General features: G+C 75.0%; 12 protein-coding genes. 9 read left to right on the top strand and 3 right to left on the bottom strand.

The window, feature by feature from the left end; translation table 11 throughout:
• The first annotated feature begins 71 nt into the window (after nucleotides 1–71).
• The 8 genes from EV378_RS11465 to EV378_RS11430 all read left to right on the top strand — a co-directional run bounded on the left by EV378_RS11465 (nucleotide 72) and on the right by EV378_RS11430 (nucleotide 9,403).
• On the top strand, nucleotides 72–899 hold the full coding sequence (locus EV378_RS11465) for a TIGR02569 family protein (protein ID WP_132423749.1): 828 nt from the start codon (nucleotides 72–74) through the stop codon (nucleotides 897–899).
• A gap of 124 nt (nucleotides 900–1,023) precedes the next feature.
• Entirely contained in the window at nucleotides 1,024–2,379 is a 1,356-nt protein-coding gene (locus EV378_RS11460) for a nitrate/nitrite transporter (protein WP_132423746.1), read from the top strand.
• A gap of 185 nt (nucleotides 2,380–2,564) precedes the next feature.
• A complete protein-coding gene (gene nirB / locus EV378_RS11455) occupies nucleotides 2,565–5,102 on the top strand; it encodes a nitrite reductase large subunit NirB (protein ID WP_132423743.1) in 2,538 nt (845 codons plus the stop codon).
• A complete protein-coding gene (gene nirD / locus EV378_RS11450) occupies nucleotides 5,099–5,542 on the top strand; it encodes a nitrite reductase small subunit NirD (protein WP_132423740.1) in 444 nt (147 codons plus the stop codon). The genes nirB and nirD overlap by 4 nt, the downstream gene beginning before the upstream one ends.
• Before the next feature lie 77 nt (nucleotides 5,543–5,619).
• The gene (locus EV378_RS11445; protein ID WP_132423737.1) at nucleotides 5,620–6,798 is read left to right on the top strand and encodes a uroporphyrinogen-III synthase; all 1,179 of its coding nucleotides are present in this window, start codon (nucleotides 5,620–5,622) and stop codon (nucleotides 6,796–6,798) included.
• The gene (locus EV378_RS11440) at nucleotides 6,795–7,517 is read left to right on the top strand and encodes a sirohydrochlorin chelatase (RefSeq protein ID WP_132423734.1); all 723 of its coding nucleotides are present in this window, start codon (nucleotides 6,795–6,797) and stop codon (nucleotides 7,515–7,517) included. Before EV378_RS11445 ends, EV378_RS11440 begins: the two co-directional genes overlap by 4 nt.
• 97 nt (nucleotides 7,518–7,614) lie before the next feature.
• Nucleotides 7,615–8,589, top strand: a complete 975-nt coding sequence (locus tag EV378_RS11435) for an ArsR/SmtB family transcription factor (protein ID WP_132423731.1) — start codon at nucleotides 7,615–7,617, stop codon at nucleotides 8,587–8,589.
• A gap of 7 nt (nucleotides 8,590–8,596) precedes the next feature.
• Complete coding sequence (locus tag EV378_RS11430; protein ID WP_132423728.1) at nucleotides 8,597–9,403, top strand: putative protein N(5)-glutamine methyltransferase; 807 nt, start codon at nucleotides 8,597–8,599, stop codon at nucleotides 9,401–9,403.
• Between the two features lie 538 nt (nucleotides 9,404–9,941).
• On the opposite strand, the gene EV378_RS11425 is transcribed toward EV378_RS11430, so the two are convergent.
• The gene (locus EV378_RS11425; protein ID WP_132427749.1) at nucleotides 9,942–10,247 is read right to left on the bottom strand and encodes an MGMT family protein; all 306 of its coding nucleotides are present in this window, start codon (nucleotides 10,245–10,247) and stop codon (nucleotides 9,942–9,944) included.
• A gap of 89 nt (nucleotides 10,248–10,336) precedes the next feature.
• Between EV378_RS11425 and EV378_RS36270 the strand changes: the two genes are divergently transcribed.
• Nucleotides 10,337–14,113: an ATP-dependent helicase gene (locus EV378_RS36270; RefSeq protein ID WP_243653392.1), complete on the top strand. Its 3,777-nt coding sequence runs from the start codon at nucleotides 10,337–10,339 to the stop codon at nucleotides 14,111–14,113.
• Nucleotides 14,114–14,140: 27 nt separating this feature from the next.
• Here EV378_RS36270 and EV378_RS11410 read toward each other — a convergent pair whose 3' ends face one another.
• Together EV378_RS11410 and EV378_RS11405 are read right to left on the bottom strand one after the other, a co-directional pair.
• Nucleotides 14,141–14,824 (bottom strand): phosphatase PAP2 family protein, encoded by a 684-nt coding sequence (locus EV378_RS11410; RefSeq protein ID WP_132423725.1) that lies wholly within the window; start codon nucleotides 14,822–14,824, stop codon nucleotides 14,141–14,143.
• 51 nt (nucleotides 14,825–14,875) lie between these two features.
• Nucleotides 14,876–15,715 (bottom strand): LLM class F420-dependent oxidoreductase, encoded by an 840-nt coding sequence (locus EV378_RS11405; RefSeq protein ID WP_132423722.1) that lies wholly within the window; start codon nucleotides 15,713–15,715, stop codon nucleotides 14,876–14,878.
• Nucleotides 15,716–15,766: the final 51 nt, after the last annotated feature.

Here is a 15,766-nt window from a genome sequence, read left to right as displayed (position 1 = left end):
GCGGGCGGACTTTCGTCGGGCGGCCGCGTGGCGCTACCCCGTGTGGGGGCCGGCGGAGGTACCGTCCGGCCGTGACCACCGCCCGTACGCTCACGCCCGCCCCGGCGGCGAGCGCCCTGCCGGAGCACGTCCGGGTCGCCTTCGGTGTCCGGGACGCGGTGCCGCGACCCGTGGTCTGGGCCGGTCAGCGCGCGTGGCACTGCGGCGACGTGCTGCTCCGGCCGGTGTCGGACAACGTCGTCGCCGCGTGGTCGGCGACCGTGCTGGAGAACCTGGACGTCGACGGCGTCCGCCTGGCCCGCCCCGTGCGGTCCTCGGACGGCCGATGGGTCGTTGCGGGCTGGGCGGCGTCCCGTCACCTGCCGGGTACGGCCGAACCGCGGCACGACGACGTCGTCGCCGCCTCCCTGCGCCTGCACGCCGCGACCGCGTCCGTCCTGCGCCCCCGCCTGCTCGACGATCGGGACGACCTGCTGACCCGCTCCGCCGCCGCCGCGTTCGGCGAGCGGAAGCTCGACCTCGACCCGGCGACCGGCGGGACGCTGTTCTCCGAGCTGGCCGCGCACCGTCGCACCGTCCGGCTCACCCCGCAGATCGTGCACGGCGAGCTGTTCGGGGCGACGCTGTTCGACCGCTCCGGCGTTCCCGCCGTCCTCGACCTGGTGCCGTTCTGGCGGCCCGCGGAATGGGCAGCCGCCGTCGTCGTCGTGGACGCGATCGCCTGGGGTGGAGCCGAGGAGTCGCTGATCGAGCGGTGGTCGGAGCTCACCGAGTGGCCGCAGGTGCTGCTGCGCGCGCTGCTGCACCGGCTGGCGCTGCACGCCCAGCACCCGGACGCCACGCCGTCGTCGCTGTCCGGGCTGGAGCGGGTCGCGGGGATGCTCAGCCGCCGCATCTGACCTCACAGCCGCGTCTCCCGTCGGGGAGCAGGGGTTTTCCGGCCCGTCACGCGAGGCCGACATCGTCGCAACCGGATCTTCCTACCGTCGTCGCGACCCCGACGACTGCTGGTGGGAGAAGCACGTGACGACACCGAGGCTGGGCGGCAGATGGATCGAGCACTGGGAACCGGAGAATCCGGGGTTCTGGGAGAGCACCGGTAAGCGGATCGCCACCCGGAACCTGTGGTTCTCGATCCTGTCCGAGCACATCGGCTTCTCGATCTGGAGCATCTGGTCCGTCCTGGTCCTGTTCATGGGGCCGGAATACGGGTTCGACGCCGCGCAGAAGTTCTTCCTGGTCGCGTTCCCGACGCTGATCGGGGCCGTCCTGCGGCTGCCGTACACGTTCGCCGTCGCCCGCTTCGGCGGCCGGAACTGGACGATCATCAGTGCGGCCCTCCTGCTGGCGCCGACGATCTTCGCGCTGGTCGTGATGGACCCGGGCGTCTCGTTCGGCACGCTGCTGGTCGCCGCCGCCGTCGCGGGCGTCGGCGGCGGGAACTTCGCGTCGTCGATGACCAACATCAACGCCTTCTACCCGGACAAGGCGAAGGGCTGGGCGCTCGGACTGAACGCGGGCGGCGGGAACCTCGGCGTCGCCGTCGTCCAGCTGCTCGGCCTGCTCGTGATCGCGACGGCGGGCGCGGGCTCGCCCCGGGTGCTGCTGTGGATCTACGTCCCGCTGATCCTGATCGCGGTGGCGGGCGCATGGACGCGGATGGACAACATCGCGGCCGTCTCCAACGACACCGGCGCGTTCGCCGAGGCGTGCAAGGACCGCCAGACCTGGATCATGTCCTTCCTCTACATCGGGACGTTCGGGTCGTTCATCGGCTACTCGTTCGCGTTCGGTCTGGTCCTGCAGAACCAGTTCGGCCGCACCCCGTTGCAGGCCGCGGCCGTGACGTTCATCGGCCCGCTGATCGGGTCCCTGATCCGGCCGGTCGGCGGCAGGCTCGCCGACCGCTACGGCGGCGCGAAGGTCACGATGCTCAACTTCATCGGGATGGCCGTGGCCACGGCGGTCGTCATCGCGGCGTCGGCGGTGGACTCGCTGGCCGTGTTCACGATCGGTTTCGTGGTGCTGTTCGCGCTCACCGGGATCGGCAACGGCTCGACGTACAAGATGATCCCGGCGATCTTCACCAGCCGGGCGAAGGCGAACATCGCGTCCGGTGGCGACGAGGCCACCGAGCTGGCCATGGCGCGACGGGTGTCCGGCGCGGTCATCGGGATCGTCGGCGCGGTCGGTGCGCTCGGCGGTGTGCTGATCAACCTGGCGTTCCGGGAGTCGTTCCTGACGGCGAAGACCGGAGCGCCCGCGTTCTGGTCGTTCCTCGTGTTCTACCTGCTGTGCATGGCCGTCACCTGGGCGGTCTACCTGCGGAGCCAGCCGGTCGGAGCCGACCGCTCGGACGTGGCGTTCGCCAGGGTCTGACCCGGGGTCCGGGGCACCGCCCCCGAAGGGAACCCCCCACCCCGCTCGTCGGACGCCCGACGCAACGGTGCGGTGCCGTCGTGCCGTGGCCGCTCACGCCGGGCACCCGCGCCGGGGAGCACCTCGTAACGCCCACGTCATCGGGGGTGTCCTCGTCGTCATCTGCGGTTCCTAGCGTCGGGTCCATGGGCAAGCGGCTCGTGGTGGTGGGCAACGGCATGGTCGGGCACCGGGTGGTGTCCGCCCTCCGTGACCGGGATGCGCCCGGCGAGTGGGCGATCACAGTCCTCGGCGAGGAGGACCGGCGCGCGTACGACCGCGTCGCCCTCTCGTCCTACGTGGACGGAGCGACCGAGGAGGATCTGCGCCTCGACGACGAGTCCCTGCGCGCCGACGAGCGCGTCACGTACCACCTCGGCGACCCGGTCTCCGCGATCGACCGCGACGCACGCCGGGTCACCACCGCGTCCGGGCGCACGCTGGACTACGACGCGCTGGTGCTCGCCACCGGCTCCGTCCCGTTCGTGCCCCCGGTGCCCGGCAAGGACCTGCCGGGCTGCTTCGTCTACCGCACGCTCGACGACCTGGACGCGATCCGCTCGGCGGCGGAGAAGGCCGTCGCGACGACGGCGCCGGGAAGGCGGTCCGCGGTCGTGGTGGGCGGGGGACTGCTCGGTCTGGAGGCGGCGCGGGCGATGCGGCAGCTCGGGCTCTCCCCGCAGGTCGTGGAGATCGCGCCGCGGCTGATGCCGGTCCAGGTCGACGACGGCGGCGGCGCCCTGCTGCGCGGTCTCGTCGAGGACCAGGGGCTGCGGGTGCGCACCGGCGTGTCCGTCGACTCCGTGGCCGCGGACCGCGACCGGCTGGTCGCGACGCTGTCCGACGGGGTCGAGCTGGACGCCGACGTCGTCGTGTTCTCGGCGGGCATCCGCGCCGCGGACACGCTGGCCCGGGAGTGTGGGCTCGACGTCGGGGAGCGCGGCGGCGTGCTCGTCGACGACCGCTGCCGCACCGCCGACGAGCACGTGTGGGCCGTCGGCGAGTGCGCCGCGCTGCAGGGCCGGACGTACGGGCTGGTCGCGCCGGGGTACGCGATGGCCGAGGTGGTCGCGGACCGGCTGCTCGGCGGTGATGCCCGGATGACCCCGGACGACGTGGACATGTCCACCCAGCTCAAGCTGCTCGGTGTCGACGTGGCCAGCTTCGGCGACGCGCACGGCGCCACCGACGGCGCGCTGGAGATCGTCGTCAACGACCCGGTGGCCGGCACCTACTCCAAGCTCGTCGTGAGCGACGACGCGTCCACCCTGCTCGGCGGCATCCTCGTCGGCGACGCGTCCCGCTACGGCGCGCTGCGCCCGCTCGTCGGGTCCGCGCTGCCGGAGGACCCGGTCACGCTGATCTCCAGAGGCGGCGCGGAGCCGGACGCCGGGGCACTGCCGGACTCGGCGCAGATCTGTTCGTGCAACGCGGTGACCAAGGGACAGCTCTGCGAGGCGATCGACGACGGGGCGCACGACGTGCCGTCGTTGAAGTCCTGCACGCGCGCCGGGACGACGTGCGGGTCCTGCGTGCCGACGCTGGCCAAGATCCTCGCGCAGCAGGGCGTCGAGGTGTCGAAGGCGCTGTGCGAGCACTTCGACCACTCCCGCGCCGAGCTGTTCGAGATCGTCGCGGGGGCCGGGATCACGTCGTTCTCCGCGCTGGTCTCCACCTACGGGCGCGGCGCGGGATGCGACATCTGCAAGCCCGTCGTCGCGTCGATCCTGGCCACACTCGGGAACGGTCACATCCACGACGGCGAGCAGGCCACGCTGCAGGACACGAACGACCACTTCCTGGCGAACCTGCAGCGCAACGGCACCTACTCGGTCGTGCCGCGGATCGCGGGCGGCGAGGTCACGCCGGAGGGGCTGATCGTGATCGGCGAGGTGGCCCGCGACTTCGGGCTCTACACGAAGATCACCGGCGGTCAGCGGATCGACATGTTCGGCGCGCGCGTCGAGGACCTGCCCCGGATCTGGCGGCGGCTCGTCGACGCCGGGTTCGAGTCCGGGCACGCCTACGGCAAGTCGCTGCGCACGGTGAAGTCCTGCGTGGGCACCACGTGGTGCCGCTACGGCGTGCAGGACTCGGTCGGCATGGCCGTCGAGCTGGAACTGCGGTACCGCGGTCTGCGCAGCCCGCACAAGCTCAAGTCCGGAGTGTCCGGCTGTGCCCGCGAGTGCGCGGAAGCGCGGGCCAAGGACTTCGGTGTGATCGCCACCGAAGACGGCTGGAACCTCTACGTCGGCGGCAACGGCGGGTTCACCCCGCGCCACGCCGAGCTGCTCGTGGCCGGCGTGGACTCGGAGACGCTGGTCCGGACGATCGACCGGTTCCTCATGTTCTACGTCCGGACCGCGGAGCGGCTGCAGCGCACCGCGCCCTGGATCGAGGCGATGGACGGCGGGCTGGACCACCTGCGGGAGGTGATCGTCGACGACTCGCTCGGGATCTGCGCCGACCTGGACGCCGCGATGGCCCGGCACATCGAGAGCTACGCCGACGAATGGCGTGGCGTCCTGGACGACCCGGAGAAGCTCGCCCGCTTCGTGTCGTTCGTGAACGCACCCGAGACACCCGACCCGACGATCGAGTTCGTCACCGAGCGCGGGCAGAACGTCCCCGCACCGACCTCGCAGGACCCCGTCCTGATCGGCCTCCCGGAGGTGCCGGCATGACCGCCGACCCGTCCACCACCACGTCCCGCGTCGCCGACCCCGCGACCACCGCCGACCTCCCGGAGGCGCGCGCGTCGCAGGAGAACCGCCCGCCCGCCCGCGAGGGCGTCGAGCCCGGTGCGTGGCTGCGCGTCTGCGCCCTGGACCGGCTGCAGCCCGGCCGCGGGGTCGCCGCGCTCGTCGGCGGTGTCCAGGTCGCCGTGTTCCGGACGGGCGACGAGGCGCTGTACGCGGTCGGCAACATCGACCCGTTCACCGGCGCGGCCGTGATCTCCCGCGGCATCGTCGGCGACCGTGGTGGCGTGCCGACCGTCGCGTCCCCGGTGCACAAGCAGGCGTTCGGCCTGGCCGACGGCCGCTGTCTCGACGACCCGGCCGTCGCGCTGGCCGTCTACCAGCCCCGTTCGTACGACGGCGACGTCTGGATCGGGCTACGGTGACCGTCCGGACCCGGGCGACGACGCACCAGCCACCGGCCCGCCCGCGCGCCGTTCCCGGCCCGGGGATCGGAGCCGGAATGAGCACGCACGCCGAGGCCGTCCCACCACTGGCCGGCTTCACCGTCGGGATCACCGCGGCCCGGCGGGCCGAGGAGCTCGCGACGATGCTGGAGCGCCGTGGCGCGACGATCCAGCACGGACCAGCACTGCGGATCGTCGCGCTCGCCGACGACACCGACCTGCAGACCGCGACGCGCGCGCTCATCGAGAACCCGCCGGACATCACGGTCGCGACGACCGGTATCGGCTACCGCGGATGGATCGAGGCCGCCGACGGCTGGGGGCTGGGCGAGGATCTGTTGGCCGCGCTCGGGCAGGGCGAGATGCTCGCCCGCGGACCGAAGGCGCGCGGCGCGATCCGCGCGTCCGGGCTGGTCGACGCGTGGTCGCCGGAGTCGGAGTCCACCGCGGAAGTGCTCGAGCACCTGCTGGAACGCGGTGTCGAGGGACGCCGGATCGCCGTGCAGCTGCACGGGGAGCCGCTCCCCGACGTCGTCGAGGCGCTGGAGCTGGCAGGTGCGGAGGTACGAACGGTGCCGGTGTACCGCTGGGCGCCGCCTGCCGATCTCGGCCCGCTGGACCGGCTGCTCGACGCGGTCCTGGCCGGCGGGATCGACATGCTCGCGTTCACCAGCGCCCCGGCGGCGGCCGGCCTGCTGTCCCGTGCCTCCGAGCGGGGGAAGCACGACGAGCTGGTGGCCGCACTGCGCGGACCGGTGCTGGCGCTGTGCGTCGGACCGGTGACGGCCGCTCCGCTGGAGGCGCTGGACGTCCCGACCGTGCAGCCGCAGCGGTCCCGGCTGGGGGCGATGGTGCGGACGCTGGAGTCGGTGGCTCCGGCCCGTGCGCGCCGGCTCCCGGTGGGCGGCAAGGAGATCGAGCTGCGCGGGCATGCGGTTCTGGTGGACGGCGTGCTGCGGCCGGTCCCGCCGACACCGATGGCGCTGCTGCGCGTGCTGGCCCGGCGGCCGGGGCGGGTGGTGGCGCGCAGCGAGCTGCTCGCCGCGCAGCCCGGCGGGACCGACGAGCACGCCGTGGAGAACGCGATCGCCCGGCTGCGCACGGCGCTCGGCGAGCCGGGGCTGGTGCAGACCGTCGTGCGGCGCGGGTACCGGCTCGCCCTGGAGCCCGGTACCGGGAACGGCGGCCTGACCGGGGGCCACTGCACGGCCGACGCGCGCACGGGACCGCGATGACCGGCCTGCCCCTGGTGCTCGTGGCGCACGGCAGTCGCAACCCCGCCGCGGCGTCCGTCGCCGGTGGGATCGCCGCGGCCGTGGCGCTCCGCGAGCCGGATCTCGACGTGCGAGTCTGCTTCGTCGACGTGCACGGTCCGACGGTCGAGGAGACCGTCGCGGACCTGCCGGGGGCCGTCGTCGTCCCGGCGTTCCTGGCCGCGGGATACCACGTCCGGGTCGACCTGCCCGCCCGGTTGGCGGCGTGCGGTGCCGGGCACTTCCCGCTCACGGCGGCGCTCGGGGTGGCGGCCGGGACCCCCGGCACGGAGCCGGACCCGTCGGTGCTCGCCGCCGCGTGGGCGCGGCTGGCCGACGCGGGGCACGAGCCCGGTGACGCCGTCGTGCTCGCCGCGGCCGGGTCGTCGGACGCGCGGGCCGTGGCGCAGGTGCGCGGCGCCGCCCGCGCGCTCGGTGCGGCGGCGGGCAGACGCGTCCGGGTGGGGTTCGCCGCGACCGGGGCGCCCGAGGTCTCCGCCCTGGTGGAGGCGTTGCGCCGGGCCGGAGAGCGGCGCGTGGCCGTCGCGTCGTGGTTGCTGGCGCCGGGGGTGTTCGCCGATCGGTTGCGTCGGTCCGGCGCCGAGGTCGTCGCCGAGCCGCTGGGTGTGCACGAGCACGTCGTCGACGCCGTGGTGCGGCGCTACCGGTCGGTGGCCGGAGTGGTGCGCGACGTCGCGTGAGGTTCGCCGCCCGGGAAACGATCCGATGATTGTCGGTGGGTCGGTCTAGGGTCGTTCGCAGGGCCGTCGGGGGGCGGCGACGAACACCGGGGGGCCGATGACGAGCGGGACGGTCAGCCGCGTCCGGCTGCACGAGAACGCGCGGGTGCGGGTGACGGTGGATCCGTACACCAGCGTGCTCGCGCTGGCCTGCGCGGCGGTGGCGGCGCACCGCGAGGGAGGGGACGCACTGCTCGCCGCACGCCTGTCCGGCCGCGAGCAGTACGCGATCTCGCGGCTCGTCGTACCGGGGGCATCGGTCGCGCCGGAGGCGCTCACACCGGCCGTGCCGGAGCGGGACACCGACGTGGCGGTCGAGCTGGAGCGGCTGCGCTCGATGTCGGCGGACGAGCTGTACGCGGACATCGACACCACATGGGCTGGGGCGCCGCCCGCGCACTGGGAGGACGTGGCGGAGCAGGGCCCCCGCTGGCTCTCCGATCTCGCCGACGCGCTGCACGCCGTCTGGCAGTGGATCGAACCGGCCTGGGCGGCGCAGGATCGCTTGCGCAGCAAGGAGATCGAGCGGGTCGGCACGGCCGCCGCGCGGGGCGCGCTGGACCTCGTCCTCGCCAGGGCCCACCCGCGCGGCCGCATCGTCGACGGCGTCCTCGAGTTCCCGGATCCGGAGGGAATCGAGCCGGAGCCGCCGCAGACCGTCGTGCTCGCGCCGCTGCTGTCCGGTGTGGACGTCTCGATCAGCAACCTGGAGCGCCCCGGCCAGGTGTGGTTCGGCTACCCGGCGCCGCGGCCGGAGTCGGAGGACGAGACGGGCCTGGCCGCGCTGCTGACCCCGGTGCGCGCCGCCCTGCTGCGGCTGCTCGGCACGCAGTGGTCGATGTCCGGCCTGGCCGCCCGCGTCGGCCTGTCGCCGGCGACGCTCACGCACCAGATCACCGCTCTGGTCGCCGACGGGCTGGTGGTCCGTCACCGGGACGGGCGCCGGACGCTGGTGCGGCGCACGGTGCGCGGAACGGCGCTGCTGGACCTCTACGGGGTGTCTGACCTCCCGGGCGGCCCCGGGTCGCGATGATGGGCCGGTGACCGACGCCCCGCCCGACGTGATCCGGACGCTCCGTGCGGCCGGCTGCGTGTTCGCCGAGGAGGAGGCCGACCTGCTCGCCGAGGCCGCACCGGACCGCGCGGCCCTGGACGCGCTCGTCGCCCGCCGGGTGGCCGGGATGCCGCTGGAGCACCTGCTCGGCCACGTCGAGTTCGGTGGGCTCCGGCTCGCCGTGTCGTCCGGCGTGTTCGTGCCGCGGCGGCGGACCGAGGCGGTGGTGCACGAGGCCGCGGCGCTCGTACGGGCCCGTGGCGCCGCGCCGATCGTCGTGGACCTGTGCAGTGGTGCGGGTGCGATCGCCGCCGCGCTGGCCGAGGACCTGCGCCGCGGTGGCGGTCCGCTCCCGGCGGACCTGCATGCCACGGAGATCGACCCGGTGGCCGCGGAGTGCGCCCGCCGGAACCTCGCGCCGTACGGCGGTGAGGTGCACACCGGAGACCTGGACGCCCCGCTCCCGCCACACCTGCGCGGGCGCGTGGACGTCCTCGTCGCGAACGTGCCCTACGTCCCGACCGGAGCGATCGCGAGGATGCCGCCGGAGGCGCGCGACCACGAACCGCGCCGCGCCCTCGACGGCGGCCCGGACGGCCTCGACGTCGCCCGCCGCTTCGTCGCCGCGGCCCCGCTCTGGCTCGCCCCGTCCGGCTCGATGCTGATCGAGACGAGCGAGCGCCAGGCCCCGGTGCTCGCGCAGGAGGTCACCGGGCACGGCCTGGACCCGAGGATCGTCGTCGACGACGACCTGGAGGCCACCGTCGTGATCGGCACGGCCCCGGGCCCCTGACACCGGTCCGGCCGACCGCGTCCCGGACCGGACCATCCACGGAACGCGTCCGCCCCGGAGAACGCGCACCCACCTCGCGGAACGCGCGCCCCTCCGGAGAACGCGCGCCGCTCCGGAGAACGCGCGCCGCTCCGGAGAACGCGACTGCCCGGACACGCGCGTTCGCCCAGGAGCAGCGCGTTCCGCGGATCGCCAACTGCCCCGCGGGCCGCCGTAGGACCTCGTCGGGACGCTCCTGAACAGCGCCTTTGCTCTGCTCACCCCCACGCAACGGGTCTGGTGGGCCGTCCGGGTCGCCGCTGCTCCGAGCGGTGCTGCGCCCGTGTGAGCAGAGCAAAGCGTCCTCCGGGAGGAGCCCGGACCGCCGCCCGAGGGCACTGTCCGTCCCCGTCGCGACTCGACAGGGAACGGCCGACGTCCGGGCACACGGGCGTAGCCGGGAGCGGACTGCCCCGTCGGGCGGCTGGAGTGCGGCACGCTCTCACCCGCCGTCCTCGGCCGTGCCCAGATGGCGACTACCCGGGCGCGCTCACTCTTGTCAGCTCTCCCGGCGGCGGTCAGCGGTGCGCCGGTGCTCTCGAGGCAGGCGCCCGTCGACCATCAGGATGCCCTCGGCGCGGAGGCGTTCGGCCTGCTCGTGCGCGATGTGCGGGGCGGACGTGCCGTTCGCGCGGAGCACCCGGTGCCACGGCAGGTCGGCGCCGTCCTCGGAGAGGATCTTTCCGACCAGCCGGGCCCGGCCGGGGAGCCCGGCCTGTTCGGCCACCTCCCCGTAGGTCGACGTCTCGCCCGGCGGGATGGCGGCGACGACGGCGCGCACCCGCTCCACCGTCTCCTCGTCCATTCCGTCTCCCGTCGATCGCAGCCCGCCATCCGCCGCCGCGGTACGACCGGGACCCGTTCTTGTCGGGGTGGCGTGGTCGAATCGTCCGCGTGACAGCTTCGCGCACCGCCACCCCGGCGGCGTCGACCGGGCCGCGCCTGGTCCGCGTCCCGGCTGCGGTCGTGACGCCGCGGCGGTGGTCCGCGCCTGCCCGGCGGGTGCTGGACCACCGGGACGGTCCGCTGCGCGTGGTCGGCGGCCCTGGCACCGGCAAGACGACGGTACTGATCGAGTCCGTCGCGCGGCGGATCGCCGACGGCGCAGCCCCGGAGAACGTCCTCCTGCTCGTGGGCAGCCGACGTGCGGCCGCCGACCTCCGCGGCCGCCTGACGCCGTTGCTCGCGCGCGAGGGTGCCGCCCGCACGTCGCGCGAGATGCTGGTGCGCACTGTGCACTCGTACGCGTTCGGCGTGCTCCGGCTGCACGCGGCGCAGCACGAGGACCCGCCGCCGCGCCTGTTGGCCAGCGCGGAGCAGGACGTCGTGGTGCGGGATCTGCTCGCGGGCGAGATCGCGAACTGGAACGGGAGCGTGCCTGGGTCCGGCTGGCCGGACCGCCTGAGCCCGGCGCTCGGCCTGCCGGGGTTCGCGGCCGAACTGCGCGAGCTGCTGCTGCGCGCGGCCGAACGCGGTCTCGGTCCGGACGATCTCGAGGAGATCGGAGAGGCACGGGGCCGCGACGAGTGGGTCGCGGCCGGGCGGTTCTTCCGCACGTACGAGCAGGTGGTGCTGCTGCGCGGGGCGGCGGGCCGCGGCGCCCCGCAGGCGACGGCGCCCGCGCTCGACTCGGCCGAGCTCGTCGCGGCCGCGCTGGACGCACTGGCCGCGGATCCGGAGCTGCGCGCCCGGGAACGGGAGCGGGTGCGGTACCTGCTGGTGGACGACGCGCAGGATCTCGATCCCCAGCAGATGGAGCTGGTGCGGGAACTGGCCGGGTCGGCACGGGCGACGCTCCTGGCGGGTGACCCGGATCAGGCGGTGCTCACGTTCCGCGGCGCCGACCCGCAGGGCATGAACGCCGTCGACGCCCCGACCGAGGTGTTGATCGAGGACCACCGCCAGACGGCAGGGGTCCGCGCCGCCGCGGCCCGCTTGGCCGCCCGCCTGCCGGGCGCCGGGCCGGGGCGGCGCCGCGTCCCGCCGGGACCCGACGAGCCCGACGCGGGTTCCCCCGGCACCCGTCCCGGAGTCGACGGGGCGGACAGCAGCACGGACGGCACCCGCGAGACCGCTCCCGCGACCGACGCCGGTGGCGCCCGACCTGAGGCGGACGGCGCCGACACCGTCACGGACCCCGACGGTGATGCTCCCGGAGCGGAGAGGTCGACGTCGGGTGGTGACCGTGCAACCGGGGACCCGGGCGCAGGTGGGCCGGATGTGGAGGAGGCCGGGGACGCCGTCGCGGTCCGTGTGTTCGCCTCGGCCGCGACGGAGGCGGGCTGGATCGCCGACCGCCTGCGCCGGGCGCACCTCGTGGACGGCGTCCCGTGGTCGGAGATGGCCGTGCTGTCCCGCTCCGCGCGCCGCACACTGCCCGCGCTGCGGCGCGCGCTGGCCGCGGCCGGGGTGCCGATCGTCGCGCCTCCGGACGAGCTGCCGTTGTCCCGCCAGCCCGCCGTCGTGCCGTTGCTGCTGATCCTGCAGGGGGTGACGCGGCCGTCCACGATCGACGCCGACCTGGCGGTCGCGCTGCTCACCTCGTCGCTCGGCGGTGGTGATCCGATGCGGATGCGCCGCCTGCGCCGCGGGCTGCTGCGACTGCACGCCGCGGGCCGCCGTGGCGCCGGTGCGCGCGAGGGAGACGGCGTGCCGGAGGCTCCCGCGGCCGGGGCGGACGGCCCGGTCGCCACCGCTGACCCGGCACCGGATCGACCGGACGTGCCACGCGCGACCGGCCCCGATCCGAGTCCCGTCACCGATGGACCGGCCGGTGACCGCCCGACCGGGAGTGACGCCGGCTCGGAGACGCCGGGTCCACCCGCACACGGTCCTCTGGCGTCCCCGCCGAGACCCGCCTCCACCGCGGCCGACGTCGAGGCCGCGAGCAGCGATCCGCTGCTCGTCGAGGCGCTTCGTGCCGCCGCGACCGGACACCCCGACCCGTTGTCCGCGCTCGCGCCCGCCGAGACGGCCCCGTTGCGGGACGTCGGCACGTTGCTGGACACCGCGTCGCGCGCGGTCGCCGACGGGCACTCGGTGGAGGAGGTGCTGTGGCGCGTCTGGCGGCGGACCGGCCTCGCCCGGCGCTGGAGCGACGCGAGCGCCCGCGGTGGTCCGGCCGGTGCCGCCGCCGACCGCGACCTGGACGCCGTGCTCGCGCTGTTCGACGCGGCCGCCCGCTACACCGACCGGCTGCCGGGCGCCGACGTCGCCGGCTTCCTCGACTACATCGCCGACCAGCAGCTACCCGGCGACACGCTGGCCCCGCAGTCGCCGCAGGGCGACGCCGTGGAGCTGCTCACGGCGCATGCGGCGCGCGGCCGGGAGTGGCGGGTCGTCGCCGTGCCGAACGTCCAGGAAGGACTGTGGCCGGACCTGCGCCTGCGCGGAAGCCTGCTCGGCAACGAACGCCTCGTGGACCTCGTCGCCGGCGTCGACGAACCGGACGGGTCGGTGTCCCGGGTCGCCCCGCTGCTGGCCGAGGAACGCAGGCTGTTCTACGTCGCCTGTACCCGCGCCCGGGAGATGCTGCTGGTGAGCGGCGTACAGGGGGAGGACGAGCAGCCGTCGCGGTTCCTCGACGAGCTCGACCCGCTCCCGGCGGACGCGTCGGAGTCCCGCCCGGTGCACCACCCGGGCCGGTCGCTCGTGCTCTCCGAGCTCGTCGGCGAGCTCCGCCGCGCCGTGTGCACCCCGGACCGCGGCGAGCCCGCCGCCGTCGCGCGCCGTCGTCGGGCCGCCGTCCAGCTGTCCCGGCTCGCGGCCGACGGAGTGCCGGGGGCGCATCCCGACGACTGGTACGGGCTGGCCCCGCCGTCGAGCACCGAGCCCCTGCGCGCGCCCGGCGAGCTCGTGCCGGTCTCGCCGAGCGACGTGGAGACGATCAGCTCGTGCCCGCTGCGCTGGGTGCTGGCCCGCCACGGCGGCGACGAGACCGGTGCGCTGGCCGCAGTCACCGGCTCGCTCGTGCACGCCCTCGTCCAGGCGAAGGCCGCCGGCGCGGACCCGGGCGAGCTGGAGTCGGCGCTGCACTCCGCGTGGGCCCGGCTCGACGCCGGCGCGCCCTGGTTCGGGCGGCGCGAGCTGGACCGGGTGCGGGCCATGCTGGCCGCGTTCGACGAGTGGGTCCGTGCGAGTCGCGACGGCGGCCTGTCCCTCGTCGCGGTCGAGCAGCCGGTGCAACTCGACCTCGGCGGCGACACTCCGGACGACGACCCGCCCGCCGAGGAGCGGCCCCGACGGGTGCGTCTGCGGGGACGGGTGGACCGGCTGGAGACCGACGCCGAGGGGCGCCCGGTCGTCGTCGACGTCAAGACCGGCAAGACGGCGACCCCTGCCAAGCAGGCCGCCGAGCACCCCCAGCTGGCGGTGTACCAGCTCGCCGCGGCGCTCGGCGCGTTCGACTCGCTGGTCGGGGCCGGTGCCCCGCCCGGTGGGGCCCGGCTGGTGTTCCTGGCCGACCGCAAGGCGAGCGGGATGCCCAAGGAGCCGAGCCAACCACCGCTGGAGGGCGACGGCACCGAGCAGTGGCGGGACGTGGTGCTGCAGTGCGCCGACGACTCGTCGGGGACGGCGTTCGTCGCGCGCGTCGGGCCGGACTGCGACCGCTGTCCGGTGCGGACGAGCTGCCCCGCCGTCGAGCCGGGCCGGTCGGTGCTCGACGGCTGACGCTGCTCGGCCGGGCGTGCCCGGGGATCAGCGGGGCGACGGGGTCGGTGACCGGCCCGCGCGTGCGGCCCGCCGGTCCGCGACGCGGTCGATCACCATGGCCGAGCCGAGCCCGATCGCGACGGCGAAACAGAACCCGCCGACCGTGTCGGTGGGGTAGTGGGCACCGATGGTGATCATTCCGGTGCCGACGACACCGCCCGCGAGCAGAGCCGCGGACGCGACGACGGTCACGGCGACCGCCCGTCCGGTCGGGGCGAGCCCGATCACCAGCAGCGCGACCGCCAGTGCGATCGACGTTGCGCCGCCGGTGTGCCCGCTCGGATAGGCGTAGCCGGCGGAGTCGCCGATCGAGCGCCCGACCAGGGGCTTGAGCACGGTCGTCGCGACCCCCGTGACGCCCGGCCCGACGATCGCCAGCACCGCGTGGCGGGGACGGTGCAGCAGCAGTGCCGCCCCGGCGAGCAGCACGGCCCAGAGCACGACGAACTGCGGGGACCCCAGCTCGACGATCCGCGAGAAGAACCGCCAGTGGTCCCCGGTCACGGAGTCCACGATGGACTCGGTGCGTCGGTCCACGCGGCCCGCGACCGGGTCTCCGGAATACCAGACCCCGAGCGCGACCGCGACGGCCAGCGCCACCGCGATCACTGCCGGAGCCGGCCGGCGCAACGGGCCGAGAACGGTCACGGGATCGCGGGAGACGAGCACCGGATCGAGGGTACCGCCGCACGTGGCCCGGGACGCCGACCCGGACGGGTGTCAGCCGAGCCGGAGCGCACCGGCCAGCCGTCGCAGGTCCGGCACGACGTCGGCGCCGTCCGGTGTGAGGACCTGGGCACAGACGTGGTCGGCACCGGCGTCCAGGTGCTCGGTCAGCCGGGCCGCGACCACCTCCGGAGAACCGTGCGCGACGAGCGCGTCGACGAGCGCGTCGCTGCCGCCGTTCTCGATGTCGGCGTCGGTCCAGCCGAGTCGCTTCAGGTTGGTCACGTAGTTGCGCAGGCCCAGGTACGGCGTCTGCACGGCGGGGCGGCCGAGCGCGCGGGCCCGGTCGGCGTCGTCGTCGAGGACCACCTTGTGCTCGGGGGCGAGCAGCGCGTCCGGCCCGAGTGTGGCGCGCGCCCGGCGCGTGTGCTCCGGGGTGGTCAGGTACGGGTGGGCGCCCGCGGTCCGCTCCGCGGCCAGGGCCAGCACCTTCGGCCCCAGCGCGGCGAGCGCCCGTCCGGCGACCGGGACGTCGAGCGCGTCGAGCCGGTCGAGGTACTCGACGACGGTCGCGTACGGCTTCGTGTACTCGCCGGTGTGCTCCGGGTGCCCGACGCCGACGCCGAGCAGGAACCGGTCCGGGAACCGCTCGGCGAGGCGGTGGTAGGACGGCGCGACGTCGTCGGCGGGCGTCGACCACATGTTCACGATCCCGGTCGCGACGACGAGGTGGTCGGTCGCGGCGAGCAGCGACTCGGCGACCGCGAGATCGGCGGGAGGTGAGCCGCCGATCCAGATCGCCCCGAAGCCGAGGCGCTCGACCTCCTGCGCCAGCTCCGGTCCCAGCCCGTTCGCTCGCCGCCAGATCCCGTAGCGGCCCGGATCGATCGTCATGGTCACTGGGACGTTCTCGACCCCGGCGGAATTCCTGCGTGCGGGCGTCAC

The organism is Pseudonocardia endophytica (assembly GCF_004339565.1).
Taxonomy (GTDB): domain Bacteria; phylum Actinomycetota; class Actinomycetes; order Mycobacteriales; family Pseudonocardiaceae; genus Pseudonocardia; species Pseudonocardia endophytica.
The sequence above is the reverse complement of the archived record's forward strand: the minus strand, read 5'-3'. Positions and strand labels throughout refer to the sequence as shown.

Coding starts and splice junctions, on each gene's coding strand:
- nirB (WP_132423743.1), top strand. CDS start 2,565: ATGGGCAAGCGGCTCGTGGTGGTGGGCAACGGCATGGTCGGGCACCGG.
- nirD (WP_132423740.1), top strand. CDS start 5,099: ATGACCGCCGACCCGTCCACCACCACGTCCCGCGTCGCCGACCCCGCG.
- EV378_RS11445 (WP_132423737.1), top strand. CDS start 5,620: ATGAGCACGCACGCCGAGGCCGTCCCACCACTGGCCGGCTTCACCGTC.
- EV378_RS11440 (WP_132423734.1), top strand. CDS start 6,795: ATGACCGGCCTGCCCCTGGTGCTCGTGGCGCACGGCAGTCGCAACCCC.
- EV378_RS11435 (WP_132423731.1), top strand. CDS start 7,615: ATGACGAGCGGGACGGTCAGCCGCGTCCGGCTGCACGAGAACGCGCGG.
- EV378_RS11425 (WP_132427749.1), bottom strand. CDS start 10,247: ATGGACGAGGAGACGGTGGAGCGGGTGCGCGCCGTCGTCGCCGCCATC.
- EV378_RS11405 (WP_132423722.1), bottom strand. CDS start 15,715: ATGACGATCGATCCGGGCCGCTACGGGATCTGGCGGCGAGCGAACGGG.